This is a genomic window from Arthrobacter parietis, from assembly GCF_039530425.1.
GTDB classification, from domain to species: domain Bacteria; phylum Actinomycetota; class Actinomycetes; order Actinomycetales; family Micrococcaceae; genus Arthrobacter_D; species Arthrobacter_D parietis.
In genome coordinates, this window is the sequence record NZ_BAAAON010000003.1 from 56,412 (window position 1) to 82,467 (window position 26,056).

The 26,056-nt window shown below is 65.0% G+C and carries 22 protein-coding genes and 1 pseudogene; 12 read left to right on the plus strand and 11 right to left on the minus strand.

What is annotated here, in order from left to right; all coding sequences use genetic code 11:
• Positions 1–44 precede the first annotated feature (44 nt).
• The 3 genes from ABFX19_RS12380 to ABFX19_RS12390 are packed head-to-tail and all read left to right on the plus strand — an operon-like array spanning position 45 to position 2,771.
• A complete protein-coding gene (locus ABFX19_RS12380) occupies positions 45–632 on the plus strand; it encodes a DUF4245 domain-containing protein (protein WP_277358849.1) in 588 nt (195 codons plus the stop codon).
• Positions 633–692: 60 nt separating this feature from the next.
• Positions 693–1,307 carry a carbonic anhydrase gene (locus ABFX19_RS12385; RefSeq protein ID WP_056548856.1) on the plus strand — a complete coding sequence of 205 codons (615 nt, stop codon included), beginning with the start codon at positions 693–695 and terminating at the stop codon, positions 1,305–1,307.
• Between the two features lie 36 nt (positions 1,308–1,343).
• A complete protein-coding gene (locus ABFX19_RS12390; RefSeq protein ID WP_346028458.1) occupies positions 1,344–2,771 on the plus strand; it encodes a class II fumarate hydratase in 1,428 nt (475 codons plus the stop codon).
• A gap of 104 nt (positions 2,772–2,875) precedes the next feature.
• On the opposite strand, the gene ABFX19_RS12395 is transcribed toward ABFX19_RS12390, so the two are convergent.
• Together ABFX19_RS12395 and ABFX19_RS12400 are read right to left on the minus strand one after the other, a co-directional pair.
• Positions 2,876–8,350, minus strand: coding sequence for a rhamnogalacturonan lyase family protein (locus ABFX19_RS12395; protein WP_346028459.1), 5,475 nt, complete (start codon positions 8,348–8,350; stop codon positions 2,876–2,878).
• 608 nt (positions 8,351–8,958) lie between these two features.
• Positions 8,959–9,900, minus strand: coding sequence for a GlxA family transcriptional regulator (locus ABFX19_RS12400; protein WP_006247388.1), 942 nt, complete (start codon positions 9,898–9,900; stop codon positions 8,959–8,961).
• A 107-nt stretch (positions 9,901–10,007) separates the two neighbouring features.
• Between ABFX19_RS12400 and ABFX19_RS12405 the strand changes: the two genes are divergently transcribed.
• Entirely contained in the window at positions 10,008–10,319 is a 312-nt protein-coding gene (locus tag ABFX19_RS12405) for a putative quinol monooxygenase (RefSeq protein ID WP_006247389.1), read from the plus strand.
• Between the two features lie 107 nt (positions 10,320–10,426).
• Positions 10,427–11,751, plus strand: a pseudogene (locus tag ABFX19_RS12410) (ISL3-like element ISPfr2 family transposase).
• A gap of 135 nt (positions 11,752–11,886) precedes the next feature.
• On the opposite strand, the gene ABFX19_RS12415 reads toward ABFX19_RS12410, so the two are convergent.
• Together ABFX19_RS12415 and ABFX19_RS12420 are read right to left on the minus strand one after the other, a co-directional pair.
• Complete coding sequence (locus ABFX19_RS12415) at positions 11,887–12,357, minus strand: NUDIX hydrolase (RefSeq protein ID WP_346028460.1); 471 nt, start codon at positions 12,355–12,357, stop codon at positions 11,887–11,889.
• A 5-nt stretch (positions 12,358–12,362) separates the two neighbouring features.
• Complete coding sequence (locus tag ABFX19_RS12420) at positions 12,363–12,866, minus strand: prepilin peptidase (RefSeq protein ID WP_277358845.1); 504 nt, start codon at positions 12,864–12,866, stop codon at positions 12,363–12,365.
• 59 nt (positions 12,867–12,925) lie between these two features.
• On the opposite strand from ABFX19_RS12420, the gene ABFX19_RS12425 reads away from it, so the two are divergent.
• Complete coding sequence (locus ABFX19_RS12425; protein WP_346028461.1) at positions 12,926–13,669, plus strand: hypothetical protein; 744 nt, start codon at positions 12,926–12,928, stop codon at positions 13,667–13,669.
• A 20-nt stretch (positions 13,670–13,689) separates the two neighbouring features.
• Here the strand turns inward: ABFX19_RS12425 and phoH2 are convergent, their stop codons facing one another.
• Both phoH2 and ABFX19_RS12435 read right to left on the minus strand, forming a co-directional pair.
• Entirely contained in the window at positions 13,690–15,102 is a 1,413-nt protein-coding gene (phoH2, locus tag ABFX19_RS12430) for an RNA 5'-3' helicase PhoH2 (RefSeq protein WP_428831038.1), read from the minus strand.
• A gap of 257 nt (positions 15,103–15,359) precedes the next feature.
• Complete coding sequence (locus tag ABFX19_RS12435; RefSeq protein WP_277358863.1) at positions 15,360–16,121, minus strand: isoprenyl transferase; 762 nt, start codon at positions 16,119–16,121, stop codon at positions 15,360–15,362.
• Positions 16,122–16,254: 133 nt separating this feature from the next.
• Here ABFX19_RS12435 and trhA point away from each other — a divergent pair, with 133 nt between their 5' ends.
• Positions 16,255–17,007 carry a PAQR family membrane homeostasis protein TrhA gene (gene trhA / locus ABFX19_RS12440; RefSeq protein WP_277358843.1) on the plus strand — a complete coding sequence of 251 codons (753 nt, stop codon included), beginning with the start codon at positions 16,255–16,257 and terminating at the stop codon, positions 17,005–17,007.
• A gap of 47 nt (positions 17,008–17,054) precedes the next feature.
• On the opposite strand, the gene ABFX19_RS12445 is transcribed toward trhA, so the two are convergent.
• Together ABFX19_RS12445 and mca are read right to left on the minus strand one after the other, a co-directional pair.
• Positions 17,055–17,429 carry a hypothetical protein gene (locus ABFX19_RS12445; RefSeq protein WP_346028462.1) on the minus strand — a complete coding sequence of 125 codons (375 nt, stop codon included), beginning with the start codon at positions 17,427–17,429 and terminating at the stop codon, positions 17,055–17,057.
• Between the two features lie 63 nt (positions 17,430–17,492).
• Complete coding sequence (mca, locus tag ABFX19_RS12450; protein ID WP_346028735.1) at positions 17,493–18,410, minus strand: mycothiol conjugate amidase Mca; 918 nt, start codon at positions 18,408–18,410, stop codon at positions 17,493–17,495.
• A 128-nt stretch (positions 18,411–18,538) separates the two neighbouring features.
• Here mca and ABFX19_RS12455 point away from each other — a divergent pair, with 128 nt between their 5' ends.
• Positions 18,539–18,985, plus strand: coding sequence for a DUF4307 domain-containing protein (locus ABFX19_RS12455; protein WP_277359517.1), 447 nt, complete (start codon positions 18,539–18,541; stop codon positions 18,983–18,985).
• A 216-nt stretch (positions 18,986–19,201) separates the two neighbouring features.
• Positions 19,202–19,696 carry a transcription elongation factor GreA gene (gene greA, locus ABFX19_RS12460; RefSeq protein ID WP_056548871.1) on the plus strand — a complete coding sequence of 165 codons (495 nt, stop codon included), beginning with the start codon at positions 19,202–19,204 and terminating at the stop codon, positions 19,694–19,696.
• A gap of 9 nt (positions 19,697–19,705) precedes the next feature.
• On the opposite strand, the gene ABFX19_RS12465 is transcribed toward greA, so the two are convergent.
• The 3 genes from ABFX19_RS12465 to ABFX19_RS12475 are packed head-to-tail and all read right to left on the minus strand — an operon-like array spanning position 19,706 to position 22,780.
• Entirely contained in the window at positions 19,706–20,293 is a 588-nt protein-coding gene (locus ABFX19_RS12465; RefSeq protein WP_346028463.1) for a rhomboid family intramembrane serine protease, read from the minus strand.
• A gap of 1 nt (position 20,294) precedes the next feature.
• The gene (gene ilvA / locus ABFX19_RS12470; protein ID WP_277359527.1) at positions 20,295–21,491 is read right to left on the minus strand and encodes a threonine ammonia-lyase; all 1,197 of its coding nucleotides are present in this window, start codon (positions 21,489–21,491) and stop codon (positions 20,295–20,297) included.
• A gap of 56 nt (positions 21,492–21,547) precedes the next feature.
• Positions 21,548–22,780 carry an AI-2E family transporter gene (locus ABFX19_RS12475; RefSeq protein ID WP_346028464.1) on the minus strand — a complete coding sequence of 411 codons (1,233 nt, stop codon included), beginning with the start codon at positions 22,778–22,780 and terminating at the stop codon, positions 21,548–21,550.
• A gap of 116 nt (positions 22,781–22,896) precedes the next feature.
• Between ABFX19_RS12475 and ABFX19_RS12480 the strand changes: the two genes are divergently transcribed.
• From ABFX19_RS12480 to galK, 3 genes are read left to right on the plus strand one after another with little or no spacing between them, the layout of a single operon-like run.
• Entirely contained in the window at positions 22,897–23,682 is a 786-nt protein-coding gene (locus ABFX19_RS12480) for a DeoR/GlpR family DNA-binding transcription regulator (protein WP_346028465.1), read from the plus strand.
• On the plus strand, positions 23,679–24,815 hold the full coding sequence (gene galT, locus ABFX19_RS12485; protein WP_346028466.1) for a galactose-1-phosphate uridylyltransferase: 1,137 nt from the start codon (positions 23,679–23,681) through the stop codon (positions 24,813–24,815). The genes ABFX19_RS12480 and galT overlap by 4 nt, the downstream gene beginning before the upstream one ends.
• Positions 24,812–25,978: a galactokinase gene (galK, locus tag ABFX19_RS12490; RefSeq protein ID WP_346028467.1), complete on the plus strand. Its 1,167-nt coding sequence runs from the start codon at positions 24,812–24,814 to the stop codon at positions 25,976–25,978. Before galT ends, galK begins: the two co-directional genes overlap by 4 nt.
• Positions 25,979–26,056 lie beyond the last annotated feature (78 nt).

Genomic DNA, 26,056 nt, shown 5'->3' on the forward strand with positions numbered 1-26,056 from the left:
GCGGCCATTTTCGTGACGGATGCGGCGTGAGGGACAATGGAGGAGTGAGCAATACCCAGGAAAACCAGCAGGAGGCACCGGCAACCCCGGTACTCACGGCCAAGCAGGCAAAGCGCGCCAACGCGTCATCCATCGGCATGTTCATCGCCACCGCCGTCACCCTTGCACTGGTGCTCTTCGTGGTCCTGCTCAACCCAACGCACACGGCCGAGACCTACACGCGGGACATCGACGTCGCTACCGTAGCCTCCCAGGCGGAAGACGCCGCCGGTTACGAGCCGGCCGCCGCTGTTCTCCCGGACGGTTGGACCTCCAACTACGCACGTTGGACGGGATCCGCATCCGACGGCGTCGCTTTCTGGGAAGTGGGTTATCTCACCCCCGATCGCGAGTTCATCCAGGTCACACAGACCAACAACTCCAACCCCACCTGGTTCTCCCAGCGCCTTGAGGACGCGCAGCCTTCGGGACAACGCGTGATCGACGGCGTCACCTGGGAGCTGCTGGACAGCACCTCCGGCGATGTCTTCCTCACTACCGAACAGGACGGCTTCACCCTCATCCTGAACGGGACCGCGGACCTGGCGCAGTTCGATGTTCTCGGCAGCGCAGTGCTAGAGGACCTGGGCTAGCGCTCAACGTAGAGTCACTAACGGGATGTGCGGAAGCGCAATAGCAGTAGAGTAAAAGCCGTGACCAAGCAACTGACTCCCGCTGAAGCCTGGCAGAAACTGCGTGATGGGAATGCACGGTTCATTTCCTCCTCGTCCTCCCACCCCAACCAGGACGCGTCCCGCCGCACGTCGCTGGTGAACACCCAGGATCCCTTCGCCGTCATCTTCGGCTGCTCGGATTCCCGCCTGGCAGCCGAGATCATTTTCGACGTCGGACTCGGTGACATTTTCGTGGTCCGGACGGCAGGACAGGTGATCGACGACGCCGTCCTCGGCTCGCTTGAATACGGTGTGGGCGTCCTCAATGTGCCGCTGATTGTTGTCCTTGGACATGACTCCTGCGGCGCTGTCACCGCAACAGCCAACGCCATTGACTCCGGCACCATGCCCGTAGGCTTCCTCCGCGACCTCGTTGAACGCATCACTCCCTCGGTGCTCACCTCACGGCGCAACGGAGATCACGAGATCAACGACGCCGTGGAAGAACATATCCGGCAAACCGCACAGCGCCTGGTTGACTCGTCGCGCGTCATCGCGAGCGCCGTCGAAAAGGGGTCTACCGCCGTCGTCGGTGTTACCTACCATCTGGATGAAGGCAAGGCCGACCTCGTGTCGGAACTGGGCGCCCTCTGATTTGTGGGGCTCAGCGCCACAGGCGAGAATTAGCGCATGACAATTGATTCCCAGGACAACGTCGATTACCGCATTGAACACGACACCATGGGCGAGGTTCGGGTTCCTGCCAACGCCCTCTACCGCGCGCAGACGCAGCGTGCCGTAGAGAACTTCCCGATCTCCGGCAAGACGCTGGAGCGGACGCACATCGAAGCCCTGGCACGGATCAAGAAGGCAGCAGCAACTGCCAATGCCGAGCTGGGTGTGCTCGATGACGAGCTCGCACGCGCCATCGAAGCCGCAGCGGACCAGGTTGCATCAGGAAAGTACGACGGCGACTTCCCCATCGATGTGTTCCAGACCGGATCCGGCACCTCGTCGAACATGAATACCAACGAGGTACTGGCCGAACTCGCAACCCGCGCGTTGAAGGACAGCGGAAGCGACAAGGTGGTGCACCCCAATGACCACGTGAACGCGTCACAGTCCTCCAACGACGTCTTCCCGACCTCCGTCCACGTCGCTGCAACCTCGGCGCTGATCAATGACCTGATCCCGGCGCTTGAGTACCTGGCGGAGTCGCTTGAGCGGAAGGCGGAGGAGTTCAAGGGCGTCGTGAAGTCGGGCCGCACCCACCTTATGGACGCCACGCCGGTCACGCTCGGACAGGAATTCGGAGGCTACGCCGCGCAGGTCCGCTACGGCGTCGAACGCATCAACGCTTCGCTCCCCCGGGTTGCCGAGGTGCCCCTGGGAGGCACCGCCGTCGGAACCGGCATCAATACCCCGGCCGGTTTCTCTGCCCGTGTGATCGAACTGCTCGCCCAGGACACCGGCTTGCCGCTCACCGAAGCGCGCAACCACTTCGAGGCGCAGGCCAACCGGGACGGGCTCGTGGAGGCGTCCGGTCAGCTGCGGAACATCGCGTACTCGTTCATGAAGATCAACAATGATTTGCGCTGGATGGGCTCGGGACCGAACACCGGGCTCGGCGAAATTGCCATCCCCGACCTGCAGCCGGGCTCCTCCATCATGCCGGGCAAGGTCAACCCGGTGATCTGCGAGGCAGCCATCATGGTCGCAGCCCAGGTCATCGGCAATGACACCACCATTGCGCTGTCCTCGACCAACGGTGCGTTTGAGCTCAACGTCGGCATTCCCGTGATGGCCGCCAACCTGCTCGAGTCCATCCGCCTGCTCGCCAACACCAGCCGGGTGATGGCGGACAAGATGATCGACGGGCTCACCGCCAATGAAGAACGTGCGCGTTTCCTCGCGGAAGCATCGCCGTCGATCGTCACGCCGCTGAACAAGTACATCGGCTATGAGAACGCGGCGAAGATTGCCAAGAAGGCCGTGGCCGAGGGACTCACGGTCCGGGAGGCCGTCGTCGCGCTCGGGTATGTGGATCGCGGTGAACTGACGGAAGCGCAGCTGGACGAAGCGCTCGACGTGCTGTCCATGACGCGCCCGCCGCAGTGAGCACGCGCGCCCCAAAGTACCCAGCATAAAAAAGCGAGGGTCCCTTATGGATGCAAATCCAGGAGGGACCCTCGCTTTTCAGGTTCCCAAACACCCGTGAGGGGTTAGCGGGGCGGGCCCACCACCTTGAGGCGATCCCAACCCAGCAGCTCATCCCCTGAGGTGTGCACCACCAGACGGTTGTCTCCCGGCCGGGTGTTTTCCGGCGTCGTCACGGTGACTGCGCCGTCGTTGACCAGGTGCCAGCCAAGCGAAACCTCACCGAGGTAGACGTGCACCCATCCCTCCGCAGCCAGGTTCGAAAGCACAACCTCTGAAGCTCCACGGGGGAACTTTTGCTTCGCCAGGCCCAGATCCAGCTGGTTTTCGTCGGTCAGCGAGTCCTTCACCGGAGCGTCCGGCGTGAAGGACGGCTTGACGAATTCACCGGGAGCCGGCTCTTCACCGGTGTACGCGATGCTCGGCGCCTTCGGCTGCTCCATACCCTCGCCCAGGAAGTACGAGGTGTGCGGAGGCTGGTTGTAGGCGGTGTTCTGCCAGGCAACCCCGAGGCGGTAGACCGGATCGGACTGCAGGGTGCGCAGCCGGTGGTCCGTGACGTTCACCGTGGTGGCGATGCGCAGGGCGGTCGAATCGTCGGTACGGGTGACGATCTCCTCGCGCCAGTCACCGAACAGGTCCGCCTGGAGAGCCGGCGTGCCCTTGGTGTCGTTGTTCGTCAACGTTCCCTCAGCACGGTAGAGCACGTCCTCGGAACTGGTTTCGACGTTCCACTTCGAGATGGTGGGCACGCCGGTCCGGGTTTCTTCGGTCCAGTCGTGGTCGGTGATTTCCCGCAGGAGGTCTCCGTCCCACCAGGTGAGGAAGTTCGCTGCCGGAATCTGCTCGGAGATCAGTTCGCCGTCGCTTGCGCGCAGCTGACCCACCGGTGAGTTCCAGGCAGCGTCGCCGCCGACAGCCCAACCTTCAGCACCTGGGTGCCGCGGGTCGATGTCCGCCATGGCAGCTCGTCCGGTGTCCCGGGTTGCCGGGATGGACCAGATCACCTCACCGGTCGCGGCGTCTCGGAAGGTAGCACCATTGTTGCCGGACGCACCCATGTCCTCGTGTGCCGCGAAGACCTCAAGTCCCTCCCGCGCCGGATCGAAGTCCGAAACGTGGAGTGAATCGCCGTGGCCGAGGCCGGTGTTATAGAGCGCCGTGCCGTCGTCGTCGATGGTCATGGACCCGAAGATGATCTCGTCCTTCTGGTCATTGTCGACGTCCGCCACCGAGAACTGGTGGTTGCCCTGACCCCTGTACTCGTCGCCCGACTCGTTCGAGTCGAAGGTCCACCGTGAGGTGAGCGTTGTGCCGTCGAAGTCATAGGCTGCTATCACCGTGCGCGTGTAGTAACCGCGGCTGAAGACCAGGCTCGGCTTCTCGCCGTCAAGGTAGGCCACTCCGGCCAGGAACCGGTCAACGCGGTTTCCGTAGCCGTCGCCCCACGCACCAACATCTCCACGGGCAGGGATGTAGTCGGCGGTGTCGACCGCCGCACCCGTTGCCCCGGAGAACACCGTCAGGAACTCGGGGCCGTCCAGCACATAGCCGCCCGAGTTCCGGTAGTCGGCACGGGCATCGCCGATGACTGCACCCGTTCCGTCCACGGTTCCGTCGGCCGTCTTCAGAGTGACTTCAGCCGTGCCGTTGCCGTCCAGGTCAAAGACCTGGAATTGCGTGTAGTGCGCGCCGGCCCGGATGTTCTTGCCGAGGTCGATGCGCCAGAGGCGGGTGCCGTCCAGCTCATAGGCATCCACATAGACGTTGCCCGTGTAGCCGCCCTTCGAGTTGTCCTGGGAGTTGGTCGGATCCCACTTGAGCACAATCTCGTACTGGCCGTCACCGTCCAGGTCACCGATCGATGCGTCATTTGCACGGTAGCTGTAGGGCTGGCCGTCCTTGGTGTAGGCATCGGCCGGCTTGTCCAGCGGAATGTCCAGGGTCTGGGAATCCCACACCGTGAAGTCCTCCGTGGCCCAGCGCTCGGTGCCGTTCACCACGGTGCTGATGCGGTAGGTGGCATCAGCAGCACCCTCGGCGTCGAGCAGGTTGGTGCTCGAGGTCACGGGCTCGGTTGTGATCCGCTCAGCGTTGCGGTAGACGTGGAATCCGATTTCCTCGGGATCCAGGCCGAGCATGCGCCAGCCAACGTAGACCCCTTCTTCGGAAGCAACGGCTACCGGTGAACGGTCAAGGCGCTCTGCCTGCCGTACCAGCGTGGTCTTAGCCGGGGAGGTGACGGTCTCGGACTTCTCCGAAACGCCGCCGGCGTTCACGGCTGCCACTGCATAGACGTACTCGACAGTGGTCAGAACGTCCGTGTCAGTGTAGGTGGGCTTGTCAGCCCGGCCGATGAGTTCAAGCTCACCGACTGAGCCGTCAGCCAATGGATCGGCACGGAACACCTGGTAGAAGAGAGCGCCTTCAGAGGGCTCCCAGTTGAGCGTGACGTCGTTCTTGTTCACGTCACCGAGCGCCAGTCCGGTGGGAACCGGCGCCTTTGCTACGTCCGGGTCCACCGTAGTGAGCTCGAGCGCGTTCGACGGAACCGACTCTGCTCCCGCAGCATTCAGCGCAACAACGGTGTAGGTGTACTCAAGGCCGATATCAGCGGTGGTGTCCACGAAGGACGTTCCATCGACATCGCCGAGCGCTTCCGCTTCAGTAGCTCCAGCGGACTGGCGGTACACACGGTAGCCTGCGGCGTCGTCGTTCCCTGTCCAGCTGAGCGAGACGGCAACGTCGCTGCCATCGATCTGAACGTCGTCGGCCGCCAAGTCATTCGGCGCCAGCAGCAGCGGCGTGATTTCCAGACCGTTGAACCAGCCTCCGGCCTTGATGTTGATCTGGCCGTCCGTCACCAGTACGGGCTGCAGAATCCTGTCCGCAATGGTGCCGCGACCGGCGTTGGAGGAACCGTAGTCCTTGCCCTCCGACTGAATTGCCAACCGTCCGCTACCAAGCGGGTCACCGTAGTACGCCTTGAGCGCGTAGGAGCCGTTGGGAACATCGATGACGAGCTCGTGCTTTGCGGCATCCGGCAGCAGGAAGTCCCGCTGGAGCGCGGTGGGTACGGGATCGAACCCGGTACCGCGATCGCGACCGCTGAGACCCTCAGTAGACAGGAAGCCGTAGCCGATTTCCGGTGTGTAGAGGCTCGTATTGTCCAGCGCGGTATAGCCATCCATGACGGGATTGCCGGCGAGCTGCAGATCGAACTTGTACAGCGGCGCCTTGGTGGTGATGCGGACAGCGTCCGACGGCGGCGAGTCACCTCTCCCGTTCACTGCGGCAACACGGAGGTCGTAAGACACCCCTTCCTCAAGGCCCGTTACGTTGGCAAGCGGGACTGTGGAGGTGGTGACCAGAGCGTACGCATCATCTCCGGCGTCGGCCTTTTTCGCAAAGACCTTGTAGATGTCAGCGCCCTCGACCGCATCCCAGGTGAGCTGTGCACCGGCGTTCGAGATGCTGCCGGCAACCAGCCCCGCCGGCGCTGCAGGTACTTCGGCGGGCGGCTCCGCCGCTTCCACCTCGGCGGCGAGCGGGATGTCCAGCTTGGCGACGTCGGACGCAACCAGCCGGGCCATCTGGATGGCCCCGTACTCCTGGAAGTGCGTGTCATCAGTTGTTCCGTTCGGCCGGCCCGGGTAGACACCGGCCGGAACGTGCAGGAACACCGACTTCGCCGCTTCCGGACCGATCTCGGTCAAGTAGGCCCGGCTCGAGGCGGAGAGGTCAACCAGCGGGGTTCCGGTGTCCGCCGCGATACGCGTTGCTGCGTCCACGTACTCGGGGAAGGACACGTTGGCCTCGCCCGTCTCGGTGTTGTAGGAACGGCGGGAGACCGGCGTCACGATGACCGGCGTTGCACCGCGCTGGGTGGCTCCGTCCACGAAAGTACGCAGGTACTCGTAGTAGTCGCCCGGAGCGGCCCAGCGGTCATCCACGCCGTAGCTGTTGTCGTTATGGCCAAACTGGACGAAGAGGTAGTCGCCCGGCTTGATGTTGAGCAGCACCTCGTCGAGGCGGCCCTGGCTGATGAAGTTCTTGGAGCTGCGCCCGCCGATGGCCTTGTTCTCGACCGTCACCTCATCTGAGAGGAAGCGGTCGATCATCTGGCCCCAGCCGGCCTGTGGCGCGTAACCGGAGGTGTAGGTCTGGACGGTGGAGTCGCCGGTGATCCAGGCGGTCGGCTGCGGGCCGGCCTCCAGTGGAGTCTGCTGGGTCAGCACCAGCGAATTCAGGTTCGCTGCGGTCCCTACGAACTCGAGGTTCAGCTGGCCATCCACCACTGCGATGTCGAAGGCCATTTCGAGGTACTCGCCGGCCGCCTTCGCGGTCGGCTGCACCTTGGCCATCTGCTCGGCCGTGATCGCGATATCGGTTGCGCCCTCGGCGTCACCGGCAATCAGGTTGGCCGTGTAGTTGCCGTTCGGCAGGTCAACCACAAGTTCGGTGTCGCCGACGGTGACGAAGTCGGAGCGCGTGGCGTCCTCCGTACCGCGGTCGGTGGCGGAAACCTGGGACACGTCTACGAAGCCTGCGCGGTTCTCTGCGGTGTAGGCCGTCGTTTCATCGATCCGGACGGCGCCCGGCGCGGTTTCTCCGTTGCCCAGATCCAGCGACAGCACGCCATTCTCAGGAAGCGCGGGCGCGTCAGTGCTCAGACTGGAGGCAGCCGCGGCCGACGACTGCGAGAGACCGTCAGCGCCGCGCGCCTGCACCTTGTAGTAGCGGACCTTCGTCGTGTCGACGGGGTCGGTCAGGTAGACAGTCCGCTCACTGGTTTCCGCAACCTTCGTGTAGGGGCCGTCGACTGCGTCAGCCCGGGAGACAACGTAGGCCGTGGCTCCGCTGACTTCATTCCAGCGCAGGGTCACGGCCTCGGAGGTTACATGGGACATACGCACGGACTGCGGCGCGGCCAGGGTGGAGACCGGCTCTTCGGGTTCGGGTTCCGGCTCAGGCTCCGGTGTTGCTTCAACCTCCGTGATGACGACGCCGTTGACGTAGGCGCCGGCTCCTTCGCCGGTGAAATCCATGGTGAGCTGGCCATCTTCAACGGTGGTCTGCCACGTTTGCTCAGCTACGGAGCGGCGCGCCTGGATGGTTCCGGCTGCCGTGCCCTCGAGCGCGACAGTTGTATTGGTGGTGCCGCCGTTGACGAGCTGATCGCCTGAGATGACCCGAACACTGTAGGAGCCGTTCGGGACATCGGCGACGAAGCCCCAGGCGGTTGCGAGCACAAAGTCATTCGCGACCGGGTCCGGGACAGCTGGGGTCCGAAGCCGTGAGGCGGGGTTGACTCCACCAACCGGCACTATGCCGTAGCCGGCTTCCGCCGAGTACCGGTTGGTCTCGTCAATACCGGTCCAGCCCTCAGCCACCGGGCTTTCGCTGGTACCGAAGTCGAAGGAACGGGTCAGCGGCTCCTCGGCCGCCAGCGCCGGCGTCGTCGCCGTACAGAGGCCGACGATCGCGGCCCCTGCTATCAGGGCGCGCGCTGAATGCGGACGCGAATTTTCGAGGGTCATGGCATCACACCTTTTAGTTCGACAGTGAAATATCGGTGGTTCTCGGGCCACCCGAGAGGTGCCCGGCGCACTACAAAGGCACGGGCAATGAAACGATTCACGGAGACCAACGAAAATCAGCCTAGCCGTGAGAGCGGTCACATTCAAGCAATCAGGCGATATTCAGGAAAGCGTTTCCCCAATGTGACGCATCGACAATGGCGATACCTTTCCTGGCTCTTCCCAGATGAGGGTGTAGGTCGGCCGGGCGCGTCGGTCCGCAGATAGACGTCGAGGTCTCCCGACGATGGAGGTTCCTACGCCATCCATCCGAGAGACCTCGACGTGTCCGACGCTACCCCGCCGGCCGGCTTCGGCCGCCCTGACCTAACCGCCTTCGCGGCTCATCCCAATCGACCCTGATCGGGTCTGCTGACCCTCTCGACGAGAACGCAGCGACATCACAGCCACCCAACCCCGACCGTCCGGGAAGCCGGGGCACGTCACATGGCCTGTGCTTCGGGCGTGTCGAGTGGGTCGTCCAGGGGCGACGCAGGAGCGTCGACGCGACGTGCTGAGAGGTGGCTCCAACCGAGCGCTAGGACACAAGCTACAGGCATGGCGATAGGTCAGGAACGGCGTCGCTCCCTGCGCAGGAGGGAGCGCAGAGTCTCGGCGTTCGCGTAGCCGACCCGTAGCGCGATCTCGGCGGAGGTGAGGTCCGTGGTTGCTGAGAGGTGCCGAGCTCGTTCGATGCGAAGCCGTTGGACGAAGCCGAGCGGAGTGAGGTTGAGCGCCGCACGGACTCGTCGTTCGAGGGTGCGCCGGCTGGTGCCGAGCGACTGCGCGACGAAGGCGACGTTGAACGGTTCGTCCAGGCGGGCGCGCACGAAGCGTTCGAACTCGACGACGATCGGGTCCTCGTGCCGGAGATGTTCGTAGGCGACGAAAGCCGCCTGCGACGGGCGCTCGTCGATGATGAGGAGCTTGGCGACATGTTGGGCCAGGTCGGGGCTGATCGATCGCACGAGTGAGAGCGCGAGGTCGATGTGGGCGAAGGCGGCGCCGGCGGTGACGAGGTTCCCGTCGACCACGACCATGGTGTCGAGATCGAGGGCGACGGTCGGATAGCGCTTCAGGAACTCCGGCCCCAGGAACCAGCTGGTCGTCGCCCGCCGATGATGCATCCGTCCGGTCTCGGCGACGGCGAACACGCCGGTGCACGCCGCGGCGATCCGGGTGGTCGCGTCGTCGAGGCGCCCGAGTGAGGCGATGACCGAACGAGCATCTCGGCTCTGGAGGGCGTCGTGGGTCGCGGCGGCCGTGAGGGTTCCAAGCGCAGGGACGACGACCACGTCGAACTCTCCGGACTCCGACAGCGGGTGGTCCACCGACAGGGTCATCGATGCCGTCGTGGTCACTCGCCGTTTCGGTCCGAGGATGGCGAGTTCGATCGGGTCGATCCGCGGGTCGACATCGCCGCGGGCTCCGTCGGCCACCCGCACGATGTCGATGACCGACGCGACCGCCGAACCGAAGCAGCCGTCGATCGCGATCAGTCCGATACGCATGGCGTGTATAATAGCAATACTGCCGTATACGCCACTCCCCATCGGGCCTCGCTCGTCATATGCTGAACTCGCCCCACGAAGAACCCCGACTTCAAGGAGAACCCCTCATGTCCACACCCGCATCGCTTCCGTATGCCTTCGTCGCCAAGATCGTCGCGGCCGATGGACAGCACGACGCGCTCGCCGATCTGCTCGCCGGCGCTGTCGCACTCGCCAACGAAGAAGTAGGAACGATTGTCTGGTTCGCGGCTAGGACCCATGCCGACACCTTCTGGATCTTCGATGCATTCCCCGACGAGGCCGCTCGCGACGCCCACGCCAACGGCGCCATCGTCGCAGCCCTGATGGCCAACCAGCACCTCCTCGGCGCAGCACCCGAGATCCTGGCGGCCGACGTCCTCGCGTCCAAGCTCCCGTAGTCCGCCAACGCACGAGACGATCGCGCCCCGCCGAGTCAGTCCGCAGATAGACGTCGAGGTCTCCCGACGATGGAGGTTCCTACGCCATCCATCCGAAAGACCTCGACGTGTCCGACGCTACCCCGCCGGCCGGCTTCGGCCGCCCTGACCTAACCGCCTTCGCTCGACTCGACGGCCTCGGTCTGAGCGTGATCGGCAACGACTTGAACCGGATCGTGCGGTCCTCGCGTGCCGCGTGGTGGAACCAGATCAGTGGTGCCGACGGTGCGGCAGCGAAGGCGCCGCTCGTGACACCGTGATCCGGCGGTTGGCCCACGAGCCGCTGGGCTGGCGACCGACCGTGCTGGAAGTTGTAGTGCGCCGCTACCGCTGTGCCGACTGCGGACACGTGTGGCGCCAAGACACCAGCGCCGCGGCGGAGCCACGCGCGAAGCTCTCGCGCACCGGGCTGCGGTGGGCGCTGGAAGGGATCGTGGTCGCACACCTCACCGTCGCCCGTGTCGCCGAGGGACTCGGGGCCGCGTGGGACACCGCCAACAACGCGGTCCTGGCCGAAGGCAAGCGGCTGCTGATCAACGACCCCACGCGGTTCGAGGGCGTGAAGGTCATTGGCGTCGATGAGCACGTCTGGCGCCACACCAGGCGTGGCGACAAGTACGTCACCGTGATCATCGACCTCACCCCGGTCCGCGATGGCGCCGGCCCAGCAAGGCTGCTGGACATGGTCGAGGGCCGGTCGAAGGCGGCGTTCAAGACCTGGCTCGCCGACCGCGACGACGCCTTCCGTGACGCGGTCGAGGTGGTCGCGATGGACGGCTTCACCGGGTTCAAGACCGCCGCTGCGGAGGAGATCCCGGACGCGGTCACGGTGATGGATCCCGTCCACGTCGTGCGCCTGGCCGGTGACGCCCTCGACAGGTGCCGGCGCCGGGTCCAACTCGCGATCCACGGGCACCGTGGGTTCAGGGACGATCCGCTCTACAAGTCGCGGCGCACGCTGCACACCGGCGCGGACCTGCTCACCGACAAGCAGAGCGACAGGCTACGCGCGCTGTTCGTTGATGACGCTCACGTCGAGGTCGAGGCGACCTGGGGTGTCTACCAGCGGATGATCGCCGCCTATCGCCACGAGGACCGGCAACGTGGCCGCGAGCTCATGGAGAAGCTGATCACCGACCTCAGCGCCGGCGTCCCCAAGGTGCTCACCGAGCTCACCACCCTGGGCCGGACCCTGAAGAAGCGAGCCGCCGACGTGCTCGCCTACTTCGAACGACCCGGCACCAGCAACGGGCCGACCGAGGCACTCAACGGACGGCTCGAACACCTGCGCGGCTCCGCACTCGGGTTCCGCAACCTGACCAACTACATCGCCCGAAGCCTGCTCGAGACCGGCGGCTTCAGACCCCAACTCCTACACCCCCGATTGGGATGAGCCCCTTTCCTGCCACCCGATAGCCTTCCCGCCACCCGACACCGTTCAACCGCTATCGGATGGCCGAAGCGCTATCGCAAGTTCAGTACCGCGCTTCGTCTCTTCCGGCCCACGGGCGGCAGGCAACCCGCCGCGTCAGCGCACGAAGTTGGGAACACCCGTCGAGTAGCGTGCATTCTCGGCGTGCTTGCGGTGAAGCGGGTTCAGCTCCGGAAGGTCATCGAGTGAGAACCACCGCACGTCCATGGACTCGTCGTCATTCACGCGCGCCTCACCGGAAAGGTACCGGCACCGGAACACCAGGCTCAGGAACCTGCAGACGTCGGAATTCGGGAAAATCACCGGCCCGACGACGTCGACACTCATCAGGTGCTCAACCTCAACTGACACGCCGGTCTCCTCCTGCACCTCACGGACAATGGCCGGGGCGGGTTCTTCGCCCGGCTCAATCATCCCGGTGATAAGGGTCCACTGGCCGGTGTCGGCTCGGCGTCCGAGCAGGACGCGGCCGTCGTCGTCATACACCACCGCCGCTGCTCCGGGAAGCCACAGCGGATCATGGCCGATCTTGGAACGCAGGTCCTGGACGAACTCGGGGATAGGCATATTCCTCAGCCTAGTGCGAGGACCAGTCCTGCCCCGACGATCATGAACGGCCCGAACGGGATGGCCGTCTTGGCGTTACCCCTCCGGCTGATGATGAGGAGAACACCCCACAGTCCGCCGAGGAGGAAGGCCGCGAAAGTGCCCCACAGCAGGAAGGACCAACCCACAAAGCCGAGATACAGGCCCAGCACCCCGGCAAGCTTCACATCACCGAAGCCCATACCGGCCGGGTAGATCAGGCGCAGGATGAAGTAGAACACCCACAGCACAGCGGCCCCGCCGGCAAGGGACACCAGCCGGCCCCAGTCCTGTGCCGCGAGCGCCGCAGCTATGAGCAGTACACCGGCCGCCGGGTAGGAGGGAAAGATGATCCGGTTGGGCAGCCGGTGGGTTCGGATATCGATGACGCTGAGCCAGATCCCGATCACCGCGAGCAGCGCCAGCGCAAGGGCGCACAGCCAGAACGCAACGGGCGCGGTGTCCCAGTACTCCCCCATCAGCGCCAGCATCTGCCTACCGTAACCGAATCCGGCGCCGGGAACTGAAACGCCTGGCTTACACTGTGGATATGTCCGCCTCAAGCGGTTTGAACCCGGCGAGCCTCTTCCGATCCCTCTGTCGTTCCTCGCCGTGGCGCTGGGAAACGGTACGGTTCTCCGTGTCCTGGATCAGCACCGACGGGGAGTCGGATCCGCTGCGCGCCTGGGTGCGCCGGCCGCAGGCACTGAGGGTTGAGACAGCTGAGGGAGCCCTCCTCCACAGCAGCACCGGCAACGAGCATTCCCGAGACTCGTTCTACGTCAGTGCGAGCAAGAGTTCCTGGCTCGTCGCCCCGAACCTCGTCAGCCCGGTCTACAACGAAACCGGGTACGTCCACCGCCGCCCCAAAGCCGCCTACGGGGAACCGGCGTTCGGTGACCCGCGTTGGTCCGCCATGCTTGACCCCGTGGAACTCGCGGGGGATGCTCCGGTGCCGTATGAGACGCCGTTCGCGAACCGCGTTGAACTCGAGGACATCAGCGAAGACGTCCACGAGGGCCGCCGTGTTCTCGCCGCCACCGCCACCCCGAACATCTCCTACCAGCCATTCACGCCGGGCCGCCCGCTCATTGGAACAGGCCGAACCCGGGTGCTGGTGGAAGTCGCCACAGCAATCTGCGTCTCAACAACAGCGCTCGACGGCGAACTCGCAGGCTGCGGCCACCGGCTGGCCATCAGTGGAGTGGATGAGTACATGGTTGATGATTTGTTCACCGACGCCCCACCCACGCTCACCGACGTACGCGACCACATTCCGTGGCAGGTCGGCTGACCCGCCACGGAACGCAAGCCCTAGATTTCGGCACCCTCCAGCAGGTCCGTCACCAGTGCGGCGATCGGCGAGCGCTCGGAACGCGTCAGCGTGATGTGACCGAACAACGGATGCCCCTTGAGCGTCTCGACGACGGCGGCAATGCCGTCATGCCGGCCCACCCGCAGATTGTCCCGCTGCGCTACGTCGTGAGTGAGGACAATCTTGGAGTTCTGCCCGATCCGGCTCATCACCGTGAGGAGCACGTTCTTCTCGAGCGACTGCGCCTCGTCCACGATCACAAAGGAATCATGGAGGGACCGGCCGCGGATATGGGTGAGCGGCAGGACCTCCAGCATGCCGCGGTCCATGACCTCCTCCACCACCTCCTGCGAGACCAGCGCCCCGAGGGTGTCGAAGACCGCCTGCGCCCAGGGGTTCATTTTCTCGCTCTCGCCGCCCGGCAGGTAGCCCAGCTCCTGGCCGCCCACGGCGTACAGCGGCCGGAACACCACCACCTTGCGGTGCTCCTGCCGCTCAAGGACAGCTTCGAGTCCGGCGCACAGCGCCAGTGCCGACTTTCCGGTGCCTGCACGCCCACCGAGGGACACGATGCCCACCTCGGGATCCATCAGCAGGTCAATGGCGAGCCGCTGTTCGGCGGACCGGCCATGCAGCCCGAAGACGTCGCGGTCCCCCCGGACCAGCCGCACCTGCTTGTCGGCGCCCACCCGGCCAAGGGCTGAACCCTTCCCGGAGTGGAGGATGACCCCAGTGTTTGCGGGCAGTTCCGCGGCGTCCGGCAGGAAGACGGGCTCATGCGCATAGAGGGTGTCGACGTCGTCGTCCAGGGTGTCCAGCTCCGCAACTCCCGTCCAGCCGGAATCCTTGACGAGCTCATTGCGGTACTCATCCGCCTGCAGCCCCATCGCGGAAGCCTTCACGCGCATCGGCAGGTCCTTGGACACCACCGTGACGTTGCGGCCCTCATCCGAGAGGTTCTTGGCCACGGCCAGGATCCGGGAGTCATTGTCGCCGCTGCGGAAGCCGACCGGCAGCACCTCGGTGGACACGTGATTGAGTTCCACCCGGAGCGTTCCGCCCTCGGTTCCCAGCGGAATAGCTTGATTCAGCCCGTTGTGCTGCACCCTCAGCTCATCCAGGAGCCGCAGGGCCTTGCGTGCGAAGAAGCCCAGCTCGGGATCGTGGCGTTTGCCTTCGAGTTCGGTGATCACCACGATCGGCAGGATCACCTCATGTTCCGCGAAGCGTGTGATGGCCCGCGGATCCGACAGCAGTACCGAGGTATCCAGGACGTAGCTGCGGCTGCCGAGACTCTCGACAGCAGAAAGGCCCGCCGCTGCGAGGAGTTGTTCGTCCTGCGCCGCCGGGCGGGCCTTGGTGTTGCTGGGCGTATCGGTTGCGGATCGCTGGGTTGTGCGAGATGTGGCCACTTCAACTCCACTTCCCCGGGCGAGGAACGCCCGAGAATAATCTAGGGCTTGGGTGAGGCGGGCCGGCCAGAAGGCCGCGCACGGCCTCCCCTTTTCAGAACCGGTGCTGGTGAGCACGGTGCCTGCATAGGTGGCCTCCCCGAACAGCCGGCGGGTGCCTGCTGTTGCAACAGACATTACGCCCGCGAACGACGACGACGGCACCGGCAATGCGTGCGTGTCGCGTGAATTTTGGGTGACGAAGTGCGGAAGGAATGTTATCCGCCGAAGCGGCGCTGCCGGCGTCCGTAATCGCGCAGCGCGCGAAGGAAATCGACCCGCCGGAAGTCCGGCCAGAGCGCCTCGCAGAAGTAGAATTCGCTGTACGCGCTCTGCCACATGAGGAAGCCGGAAAGCCGCAGCTCGCCCGAGGTGCGGATCACGAGGTCCGGGTCCGGCTGGCCGCGCGTATACAGGTACTCGGAAATCTGTCCGACCGACAGGTTCCCGGCGACATCGGCCAGCGATGCGCCCTCGGAGTCCGCGTGCATCAGCAGTTCCTTGACGGCGTCGACAATCTCACGGCGCCCGCCGTAACCGACTGCGACATTGACGTGCAGCCCTTCAATGCACGCGGTGCGTTCGGCGAGCTCAGTGACCTTGACCGCGAGGTGTTCCGGAAGGAGATCGAGAGCGCCGACCGGCTGGACGCGAACTGTCCGCGTTTCACCCAGGCGGTCGAGGGTGTTCCCGATGATGTCCAGAAGCTGCTCGATTTCCTCCGCCGAGCGGCTCATGTTGTCCGTGGACAGCATGTAGAGCGTGACCATTTCGACGCCGAGCTCCCGGCACCAGCCAAGGAACTCGAGGATCTTGTCCGCGCCGGCCTGATGGCCGTGCTGCGTCGGTGCGCCGGCGAGCTTAGCCCAGCGGCGGTTGCCGTCCACCATGACGCCGATGTGGTGGGGGATGCGGTCGGCTGCCAGTGACCGCTGGAGTTTGCGCTCGTAGAAGTTGTAGGCAAACGAGGGAAACATCACGGCAGCGCCCACCCGTCCTTCCGATCAGCTAGTGAGATTCAGTTCCTACCGTACCGGCACGAGCCCCGCTGTGTGGGGTGCGGCGGTTGTTACCCGTTAGTAACTTATGAGCCGGTCAGATAGAATTCGGGTCATGAGCCGACGCGTTTCTCCTCCAGCCGGTGCACCCAATCCTCGCCGGCAACCGGACGAATCGGCACCCGTTGACGGTCCTGTGGAATACGCCGTCGAACGCGCTGCAGACGCGCTGAACATCAAACCGAAGTGGCGGGGATGGATCCACCTCGGAGCCACTCCCCTGGCTATCGCCGCCGGGATCGTGCTTGTTGTCCTGGCACCCACTCCGGCAGGAAAAGTCACCTCCGCGATCTACGCGTTCACCGGTGTCCTGCTCTTCGGCGTGAGCGCCGTCTACCACCGCGGCAACTGGCAGCCCCGCACCAAGGCGGTGCTCAAACGTCTGGACCACACCAACATCATGCTGGTCATCGCTGGCAGCTATACGCCGCTTTCCTGGGCGCTGCTGCCGCAGGACAAAGCCACCTTCCTGCTCTGGCTGATCTGGTGCGGAGCCATTGCGGGCGTGCTGTTCCGCGTGCTGTGGGTCAATGCGCCGCGCTGGCTCTACGTGCCCATCTACATCGCCCTCGGCCTCGCGGCCCTACTGTTCCTGCCGGACTTCCTCGCCGCCAGCGTGCCTGCCACCGTGCTCATCCTGGTCGGCGGGGTGTTCTACATTGCCGGCGCCGTGATCTATGGGCTCAAACGGCCCAACCCCAGTCCGCACTGGTTCGGATTCCACGAACTATTCCACGCGTTCACCGTCGCAGCGTTCGCCGCCCACTTCATCGCCATCCTGATCGCGGTGCTCAACCCGCTTCGCTGAGCGGGCCGCTCAGCCGAAGCGTCGAAGCGGAGCAGGCCAGCCAAGGTTTAGGGCGCGTCCGGCCCATACTTGCCGCCGGGAGTACCGCGTTCAGCAGGACCTGTGGGCGGTGTCCGGGACGGCTCGTCCGCGGCCTCCGCCCGGCGCGCTTCCCCGCGATGCTCGAGCGGCCGACTCTGCCGAATCTCTTCCGCCTGCCGGGCTTCCCCTTCCTCAAGGAGTGCCATCTCCCGGTAGCGCACACGGCGGATCCTGCGGGTCATGTCACGGATCAGGAAGATCACTGCGATCACCAGGAAGAGAGTTGCCAGGAACCCGAGCAATCCGGGGGTTACATCGGCCGGATCAAGACCGGGGCGCAGTGAGGGTTCATCACCGGGCGCCGGGGTCACGGTTGCGGCCAGATTCAGCAGGGAGAGCACTCCAGAGCACCACTTTCACGAGGAGACATGGCATCGATGCCAACGGCAGGAATAACCACGAAATTATTCTATGCCCGCAAAGAAGTCCGTTTCAGGCAACTCCTGCGGTACACGGGAGGAGATCAGCGAGTAGTCCTCCCACGGCCAGACCTTGCGCTGCAGATCAGCGGAAACCGCAAAGAAGAAGCCGCCCGGTTCCACCTGCGTGCGGTGAGCCAGCAGTGCCCGCTCCCGGTGTTCGAAGAAGTCGCCGCAGTCGATCTGCGTTGTGGTGGGATGGGTTGGCCGCGCGGGCTGGTGGCCCTCGGCGTCCGCCTCCAGCCAGGCTGCAATCCGCTCTGCGTAGGGCGACTGCAGGCCTGCTTCCTCCAGTGCGAAGTGCAGGGCACGGAACCGCTCCGGATTGAACGCGCGGTCATAGTAGAGCTTCAGCGGATTCCACGGCTCGCCAAGACCGGCATAGCGGGACGGGTCCCCCGCCGCCTCGTACGCCTCAACCGCTACCCGGTGCGCCATGATGTGGTCTGGGTGCGGGTACCCGCCGTTCTCGTCATAGCTCAGGATCACGTGCGGCCGATACTCCCGGACCAGCTTCACCAGCGGCGCGGCTGCCCGCTCGAGAGGCTGCAGCGCGAAGCAACCGGGCGGCAGCGGCGGAAGCGGGTCCCCCTCCGGCAGTCCCGAGTCAACGAATCCTAGCCAGCGGTGTTCCACTCCGAGCGCCGCTGCTGCCTCAGCCATCTCCAGGCGCCGCAGGCCCGCGAGGTCGCGGGCCGCATGCGGCACGTCGGCCATCTGCGCATTCAGGATGTCGCCGCGCTCGCCGCCGGTGCAGGTGGCCACCATCACGGACACTCCGGCTGCGACGTAGCTGGCCATGGTGGCCGCGCCCTTGCTCGACTCGTCATCGGGGTGCGCATGCACCGCGAGAAGGCGGTAGCCGCCGTCGTTCTCTGGATTTCCTGAAGGAGTAGCTGGAATTTGCTCCGGGCTGGGCACTGAATGCTCCTGAATCTTTCCTGGTGTGACTAGGCAAGCGGCCCCGGTCAGGGCGCCGGCTGGAAAATGACGGAAATTCACCTACGCACCGGTTGGTAAACTTGGAACCGATGAGCACCGACCACGCGCCAGTACCAAGAGTAGCCAATCGCTACGGCGCCCCCAAGCCGCAGCGGCCCGCCACCGGGCTTGCTCGCCGGCACAAGCGCTGGCTGATCTGGTTCGCCCTGGCTTCAGCGGTGGTTGCCACGGGTGTTTTCAGTATCTTCGCCGGTACGCCGGAGGTTTCATCAAAGGACGTAGGCTTCAGCATTGAAGGCCCCGCCGTGGCCCGCGTGGACTATGAGGTCACCAAGGATCCGGGCGCCACGGCGCAGTGCGCTGTGCAGGTACTGAACCAGTCCTACGCCATCGTGGGCTGGACCGTGGTGACCATCCCGCCCACCAACTCCCAATCCGTTGACGGTGGCACCTCGTCCCACAGCACCACGGTCCGCACCGAGTCCCAGGGGGTCAGCGGCGGCGTCAACGCCTGCTGGCTCCTTGAGGAATCCTGATTGTCACTGATCCAGAATCCGCCCGGTTATTGGGTATTTGAAGCTTGCTGTCTATAATGGACTGATACGTTCCGCCCCGCCCCGCGGTTGGTTCCTACTGAAGTACTTCAGGAGAAGAGGCCATCACGCAGGCGGGGTCTTTGCTTGTAGATGCGCGCATCACGGCAAAGGCCGCAGCCGAATCCCGCTTGAGGGCTTCGACGTACCTAAGGAGATATCGTGTCCACCAACAGCGCATCCGTCGCCTGGCTCACCAAGGAGTCCTACGACCGCCTCAAGGCTGAGCTGGACCACCTGTCCGGCCCAGGCCGCACCGAGATCGTTTCCCGCATTGAGCAGGCCCGCTCTGAGGGTGACCTCAAGGAGAACGGCGGCTACCACGCAGCCAAGGAAGAGCAGGGCAAGGCCGAGGCCCGCATCCGGCAGCTGACCGAACTGCTGAACAACGCACACGTGGGCGAGTCCCCTGCAGATGACGGCATTGTTGAGCCGGGCATGCTGGTCGAGGCGAACATCGCCGGAGACAAGGAGACCTTCCTCCTGGGCAGCCGGGAAGTTGCCGGGGACACGGATCTCAACGTCTACAGCGAGAGGTCCCCGCTGGGCGCAGCGATCCAGGGTCACAAGGCCGGAGACACCGTGAAGTACACCGCGCCCAACGGCAAGGAAATCACCGTCGAGGTCCTGTCGGCTAAGCCCTACGCGGGCTAGCTGTGCTTCTCAACTAGCGCTGAGGCGGTCGGTCCCTGACGGGGCCGGCCGCCGCTTCAGTATCAGCGCAGCCAGTACTCCGCCGAGAGCCCCGAAGAGGTGGGCCTGCCAGGAGATGTTCGAACCGAACTGCGGCAGCACGCCCCAGAGGAGCGAGCCGTACATCAGGAAGAGCAGCCCGGCGAGCAGGATCTGCTTCCAGTCCCGGTTGTAGAAGCCGCGGACCAGCAGGTGGGCAAACAGGCCGAAGACCAGCCCGGACGCACCGATGGTCACTCCGCCGCCGAAGATCCACACGCCCAGCCCGGAGGCCAGCCAGCTTGCCCCGACTGCCACGGCGAAACGCCGGGCGCCCTCCAGGAACGCCAGAAACCCCAGGACCAGCAGCGGCAGCGTATTGCTGAACAGGTGTCCGGCATCCGCGTGCAGCAGCGGCGCGAACAGCACGCCGTCCAGCCCCTCCACTTCCCGCGGCACAATGCCCAGCAGCCGGATCAGGAAGAAACCGGTGGCCGTGTTGACCAGATGCACAATCCACAGCAGGGCAGCGAAGCCGACGACAGTCGTTAACGCACCCCGCGCCCGCTTTGCCAGCATGTCAGCCCTGGATGACGACGGGTTGGAAGCCCTCTGCCCGCAGGTTGTTCAGCACCTGCTCGCAGTGTTCCTCGCCCTTCGTCTCCATGTTGATGGTGATCGCCACGTCCCCCATGCTGATCGAGCCACCCACCCGCGTGTGATCCACACCGGTCACGTTGGCGTCAGACTCCGCAATGATGCGGGAAATGGTGGCCAGCGAACCGGGCCGGTCATCGAGCAGCATCCGCACCACCAGATACCTGCCTGCAGCAGCGAGGCCGCGCTGGATGACCTTGAGCATCAGCATGGGGTCAATGTTGCCGCCGGAAAGCACGACGACGGTGTTCCCCGGGTTGGCCCCGTTTTCCGTCAGTTTTCCATCCAACAGTGCCGCGACGCCCACCGCGCCGGCCGGCTCCACCACCATCTTGGAGCGCTCCAGCAGGAAGATCAGCGCGCGGGCAAGGGAATCCTCGCTCACCGTGACAACGTCGTCGACGAGTTCGCGGATGATCGAGAACGGAAGCTGCCCCGGCCGGCCCACGGCAATGCCGTCCGCAATCGTGGAAACCTTCTGCAGCGGCACGAGGGCGTCCGCTGCGAGCGACGGCGGATAGGCGGCTGCGTTCTCCGCCTGCACGCCGATCACGCGGATCTCCCGGCCCAGCTCCCTGGCACGGGCCTTGACGGCAACTGAGACGCCTGCCAGCAGCCCGCCGCCGCCAACCCCCATGAGGATGGTGTCAACGTCCGGAACCTGCTCGAGGATTTCGAGGCCGATTGTCCCCTGCCCGGCCACCACGTCCACGTTGTCGAACGGGTGGACAAAGACAGCACCGTGCTCATCCGCGTACCGTTTTGCCTCGGTCAGTGCTTCATCCACGTTGTGCCCGTGGAGCACCACCTCCGCACCATGCCCGCGGGTTGCCGCGAGCTTCGGCAGCGCCACACCGAGAGGCATGTAAATGCGTGCCTTGATGCCAAGCCGGGCGGCTGCCACAGCCACGCCCTGGGCATGGTTGCCGGCCGATGCCGCGACGACGCCGCGTGCCCGCTCCTCCGCGGAAAGCCTGGCCATCCGCGTGTAGGCGCCGCGCACCTTGAAGGAACCTGCGCGCTGCAGGTTCTCGCATTTGAGCGAAACCCTGGCACCGGTCAGCCTGCCAAGTGCGCGGGAGTCTTCGATCGGCGTGTACGCAATGACGCCGTCGAGCATTTTCTGAGCTTCGAGGACGTCCTCGAGGGTCACTGCCAGCTGGGCGAGATCCGTGGTCACGTTGACGCTTCTTTCGTGGAGGGTTCCGGCCCAAGTGGTTCACCGGATGAGTAGGGTGCAGGGACAGAGCCCGGGCCGGGGTGTCCCGCGGGCGCACCGAGGGCAGGATCCGTCTCCCAGGTGCGGCCCGCTATATAACGAACAACCGTGTTGAGGATCGCCAACAGCGGTACGGAAAACAAGGCGCCGGCAACGCCGGCAACGAGGGAACCGCCCGCAACCGCCAGCACCACTGCGAGGGGGTGCAGCGAGACGGCGCGGCCCATGACGAACGGCTGCAGGATATGCCCTTCCACCTGCTGCACCAGCAGCACGATGGCGAGCATCACCAGTGCGTTGACCCATCCATTGGCCACCAGGGCCAGCAGGACAGCCACCATGCCGGTGAAGAGCGCGCCGAGAATGGGTATGAACGAACCCAGGAAGACCAAAACCGTCAACGGAAGAACGAGCGGCACGCCAATGATGGCGGCTCCCAGACCGATTCCGACAGCGTCAATGAAAGCAACGAGGATCTGCACCCGGACGTAGTTGGCCATCGAGGTCCAGCCCTGGCGGCCGGCACCCGCGATCGCCGCCCGGGCCCGCCGCGGTGCGAGGCCGGCGATGAAGCGCCAGATGGTGTCGCCGTCGTGCAGGAAGAAGATCAGCGCAAACACCGTGAGCAGCAGTCCGGCCAGAAAGTAGCCGGCACCGGATCCGAAGGAGAGCGCTCCGCTGACAATCACCCCGCTGTTGTTGTCCACAGCATTGGCGACTTCCTCGATGAAGCCGTCAATCTGTGACGAGGTGAGGTCCAGTGGACCGTCGGAAAGCCACTCCTGCACCTGCTCGATACCCGCCAGCGCCTCATCCCAGAGTGAAGCGAACCCGACGGCGAGCTGCTGCCCGACCAGGGAAAGGGTGGCGGCCACGGCGAGCAGGAATCCGAGAACGATGACGGAAACGGCGATTCCCCCCGGCACTTTGCGTGCGCGCAGGAAGGTCACCGCCGGCAGCAGCAGACTCGAAAGAAGGCCCGCGATCATCAGGGGAATGACCAGCAGTGAAATCTGGCTCATCAGCCACAGCACCGCAGCGGATACCACAAGAATCAGGCCGACGCGCCACGCCCAGGCCGCCCCGATCCTCAACGCATAGGGGACATCCTCGCCGGCAGACCGGCCCGAGGGCGCAACAAAGCCGTTCGAGAAGGACTGCTGCGTTTTCCGCCGCGAAGGACGCGTCATGCCTCAATCTTTTCACAACCGTCTGACAGAACCATTTTCGGCCAACTGTTTGAATTTGTTCGAACCGTTGTATTTTGTTAAGTGTCTTTTCTTCCGCCAACCTACGGAGTCCGCTGATGCTCGCTGCCGACCGGCATGCTGCCATTCTTGCGAAGCTCGGCGTGCGGCGGACGGTCCGCGTCGGCGAGCTTGCCGAGGCCTTGGGGGTCTCGGAAATGACCATCCGGCGGGACATCGACGTGCTCGATTCCGCCGGCGCACTGCGCAAGGTCCACGGCGGCGCAGCATCCCGGACCGCGCTCAGTGCAATCGAACCCGGATTCGGTGTCAACGCAGACCAGCGCATCGAGGCCAAGGAGTCCATTGCCGCAACGGCGGCAGCCCTCATCCAACCGGGCATGACCGTGGCGCTCACCGGCGGAACCACCACCTACCGCCTGGTCGAGCACATCTCCGGGCCCCTGACCATCCTTACCAATTCCCTGCCCGCCGCCGAGAAGCTGCACCGGGCTGCAACACCTGGCGTGACCGTCCTGCTGACCGGCGGTGAGCGCTCCCCTTCCGAAGCGCTGGTAGGGCCCATTGCCGCAGCCACCGTCCGGTCCTTCAACGTGGACCTGTGCTTCATGGGTGCCCACGGCGTGGACGCCCAGGCCGGGATCACCACCCCCAATCTTGCCGAGGCAGACACAAACCTTGCATTTGCCGAGCAGTGCGGCCGGCTGATCGTTCTGGCTGACTCCACCAAGTTCGGCACGGTGAGCCTTGCCCGCATCACCGGGATCGAGCGGGTGCACTGCATTGTGACCGACTCCGAGCCGGATGACCCGCGCTATGCCCGGACAACGAGCATCCTCACTCCCCCAACCGGCCCATCCCCCAAACCCCAGGACACCCCATGACCCAGGTAACCCCCACCCGCTTATCCGACGGACGCGAGCTGATCTATTTCGACGCCAGCGAGGAGGCGGCGGCGCTGCACCGCGACCCTGCCGCCGTCGCCGATTCCCGTGGTCTCCCGCCCCGCGGCGGTACGGGAGACGTACGCTACGACCCCCTGACCGGCGAATGGACGGCCGTGGCCGCACACCGGCAGACGCGCACCCACCTGCCCCCCGCGGACCAGTGTCCACTGTGCCCCTCCACAGCCGGCAACCTGTCCGAAGTTCCCGCCTCCGACTACGAGGTTGTGGTTTTTGAGAACCGCTTTTCCTCCTTTGGACCCGCGCTCGGTGAGCTGCCGGACCTCCAGCCCGCCAGCACAGGCTGGGGCACGACGACGACGGCCTTCGGACGGTGCGAAGTGGTCGTGTTCGATTCCTCCCACGAGGGCTCCTTCGGGTCCTTGCCGCCGGAGCGGGCTCGCACCGTCGTCGAAGCGTGGGCACACCGGACCGAAGCGTTGTCCGCAATGGAAGGCATCCGGCAGGTTTTCCCGTTCGAGAACCGCGGCGCGGACATCGGAGTGACCCTGCTGCATCCGCATGGGCAGATCTACGCCTATCCGTTCGTTCCGCCTCGCGCGGCGCTAATGGGCCAGGCTGCCCGGCGCTATTTTGACGCCGTCGACGGGCGCGGCACCCTGATGGGCTCCGTGCTGAAGTCCGAGCGTGAATCCGGCGAGCGCATGGTGCTTGAAGGCGCACACTTCAGTGCCTACGTGCCGTTCGCTGCACGCTGGCCGCTGGAAGTGCACCTGGTGCCGCACCGTCACGTTCCCGATATTGCCGCACTGACCGGCGAGGAAAAGGACGAGCTGACCACGCTGTACCTCGACCTGCTGGCCCGCGTGGACGGCATCTACAGCACCCCCACCCCCTACATTGCCGCGTGGCATCAGGCGCCCCTGATTCCTGACCTGCGCGAGGCCGGCTACCTTCACCTGCAGCTGACTTCTCCCCGCAGGGCTGAGGATAAGCTGAAGTTCCTCGCCGGCTCGGAAGCAGCAATGGGTGCTTTCATCAACGACACCACTCCGGAGCAGGTTGCCGCCACCCTGCGCGCCGCAACACCAGCAGGGAAGGTAACAGCATGACTCTCGTTCAGCAGTTTGAGGATCGCTTCGGGCACTCACCCCTCGGCGTTTGGGCAGCTCCCGGCCGCGTCAACGTGATCGGTGAGCACACCGATTACAACGACGGGTTTGTGCTGCCGTTTGCGATCGACCGAGCCACGCAGGTGGCAGCTTCCGTCCGGGAAGACTCCACCGTCCGGGTCAGTTCGACCTTCTCCAGCTCCGGCTCCGGCTCCGGCTCCGGCTCCGGCGAGGTCATCATCAGCGATCTGGATGAACTGGCTGCCGGCGACGTCGAAGGCTGGGCTGCCTACCCGGTGGGCGTTCTGTGGGCCCTGCGGCAGGCGGGCCATTCGGTCATGGGCATGGACCTGCTGATTGACTCGCAAGTTCCGGTTGGAGCCGGCCTGTCTTCCTCCGCCGCCATCGAGTGCGCAGTGGCGGTCGCCGCCAATGAGCTGTACGGGCTCGGTCTCAGCGGCTCGGACCTCGCGCTCATCGGGCAACGCGCCGAAAACGAGATGGTCGGCGCGCCCACCGGCCTGATGGACCAGTCCGCGTCGCTGCTGGGCAAGCTCGGACACGCGGTGTTCCTGGACTGCCGTACGCAGCACGCCGAGCTAGTTCCCCTGCCGTTGCAGGAGAACGGTTTGGCCCTCCTAGTCATCGACACCCGGGTAAGTCACTCCCATGCAACCGGCGGCTACGCATCACGCCGTCGTGCCTGTGAAGTCGGTGCCGATGTCATGGGCGTTCCGGCGCTGCGCGACCTCAGCGAAGAGGACCTCGAGGAGGCATCCGGCCTGCTGGACGAGGAGACGTTCCGGCGGGTACGGCACGTCGTCACGGAGAACGCCCGGGTGCAGGCCGCCGTCGAGCTTCTCCGTAACGAAGGACCACGGGCGATTGCGCCGTTGCTGGATGCGAGCCACGTCTCCATGCGGGACGATTTTGAGATCTCCTGTGCTGAGCTGGACCTCGCCGTTGAATCGTCCCGCAAGGCCGGTGCACTGGGTTCCCGCATGACGGGCGGCGGCTTCGGCGGCTCGGCCATTGCGCTGGTTCAACTGGCGGATCTGGACCGCGTCGGCGCAGCAGTGATGGCGGCCTTTGCCGCAGCGGGTTTCACCGAACCGGCCATCTTCGCGGTGTCCCCGGCGGACGGAGCCGGCCGGGTTTCCTGAGGTTTCTCCGCCACCGCCACCCAACCACCCCAGGAAGATTTGCGCAGGTCCGGTGGGTTCAGCGGCGCTGAACCCACC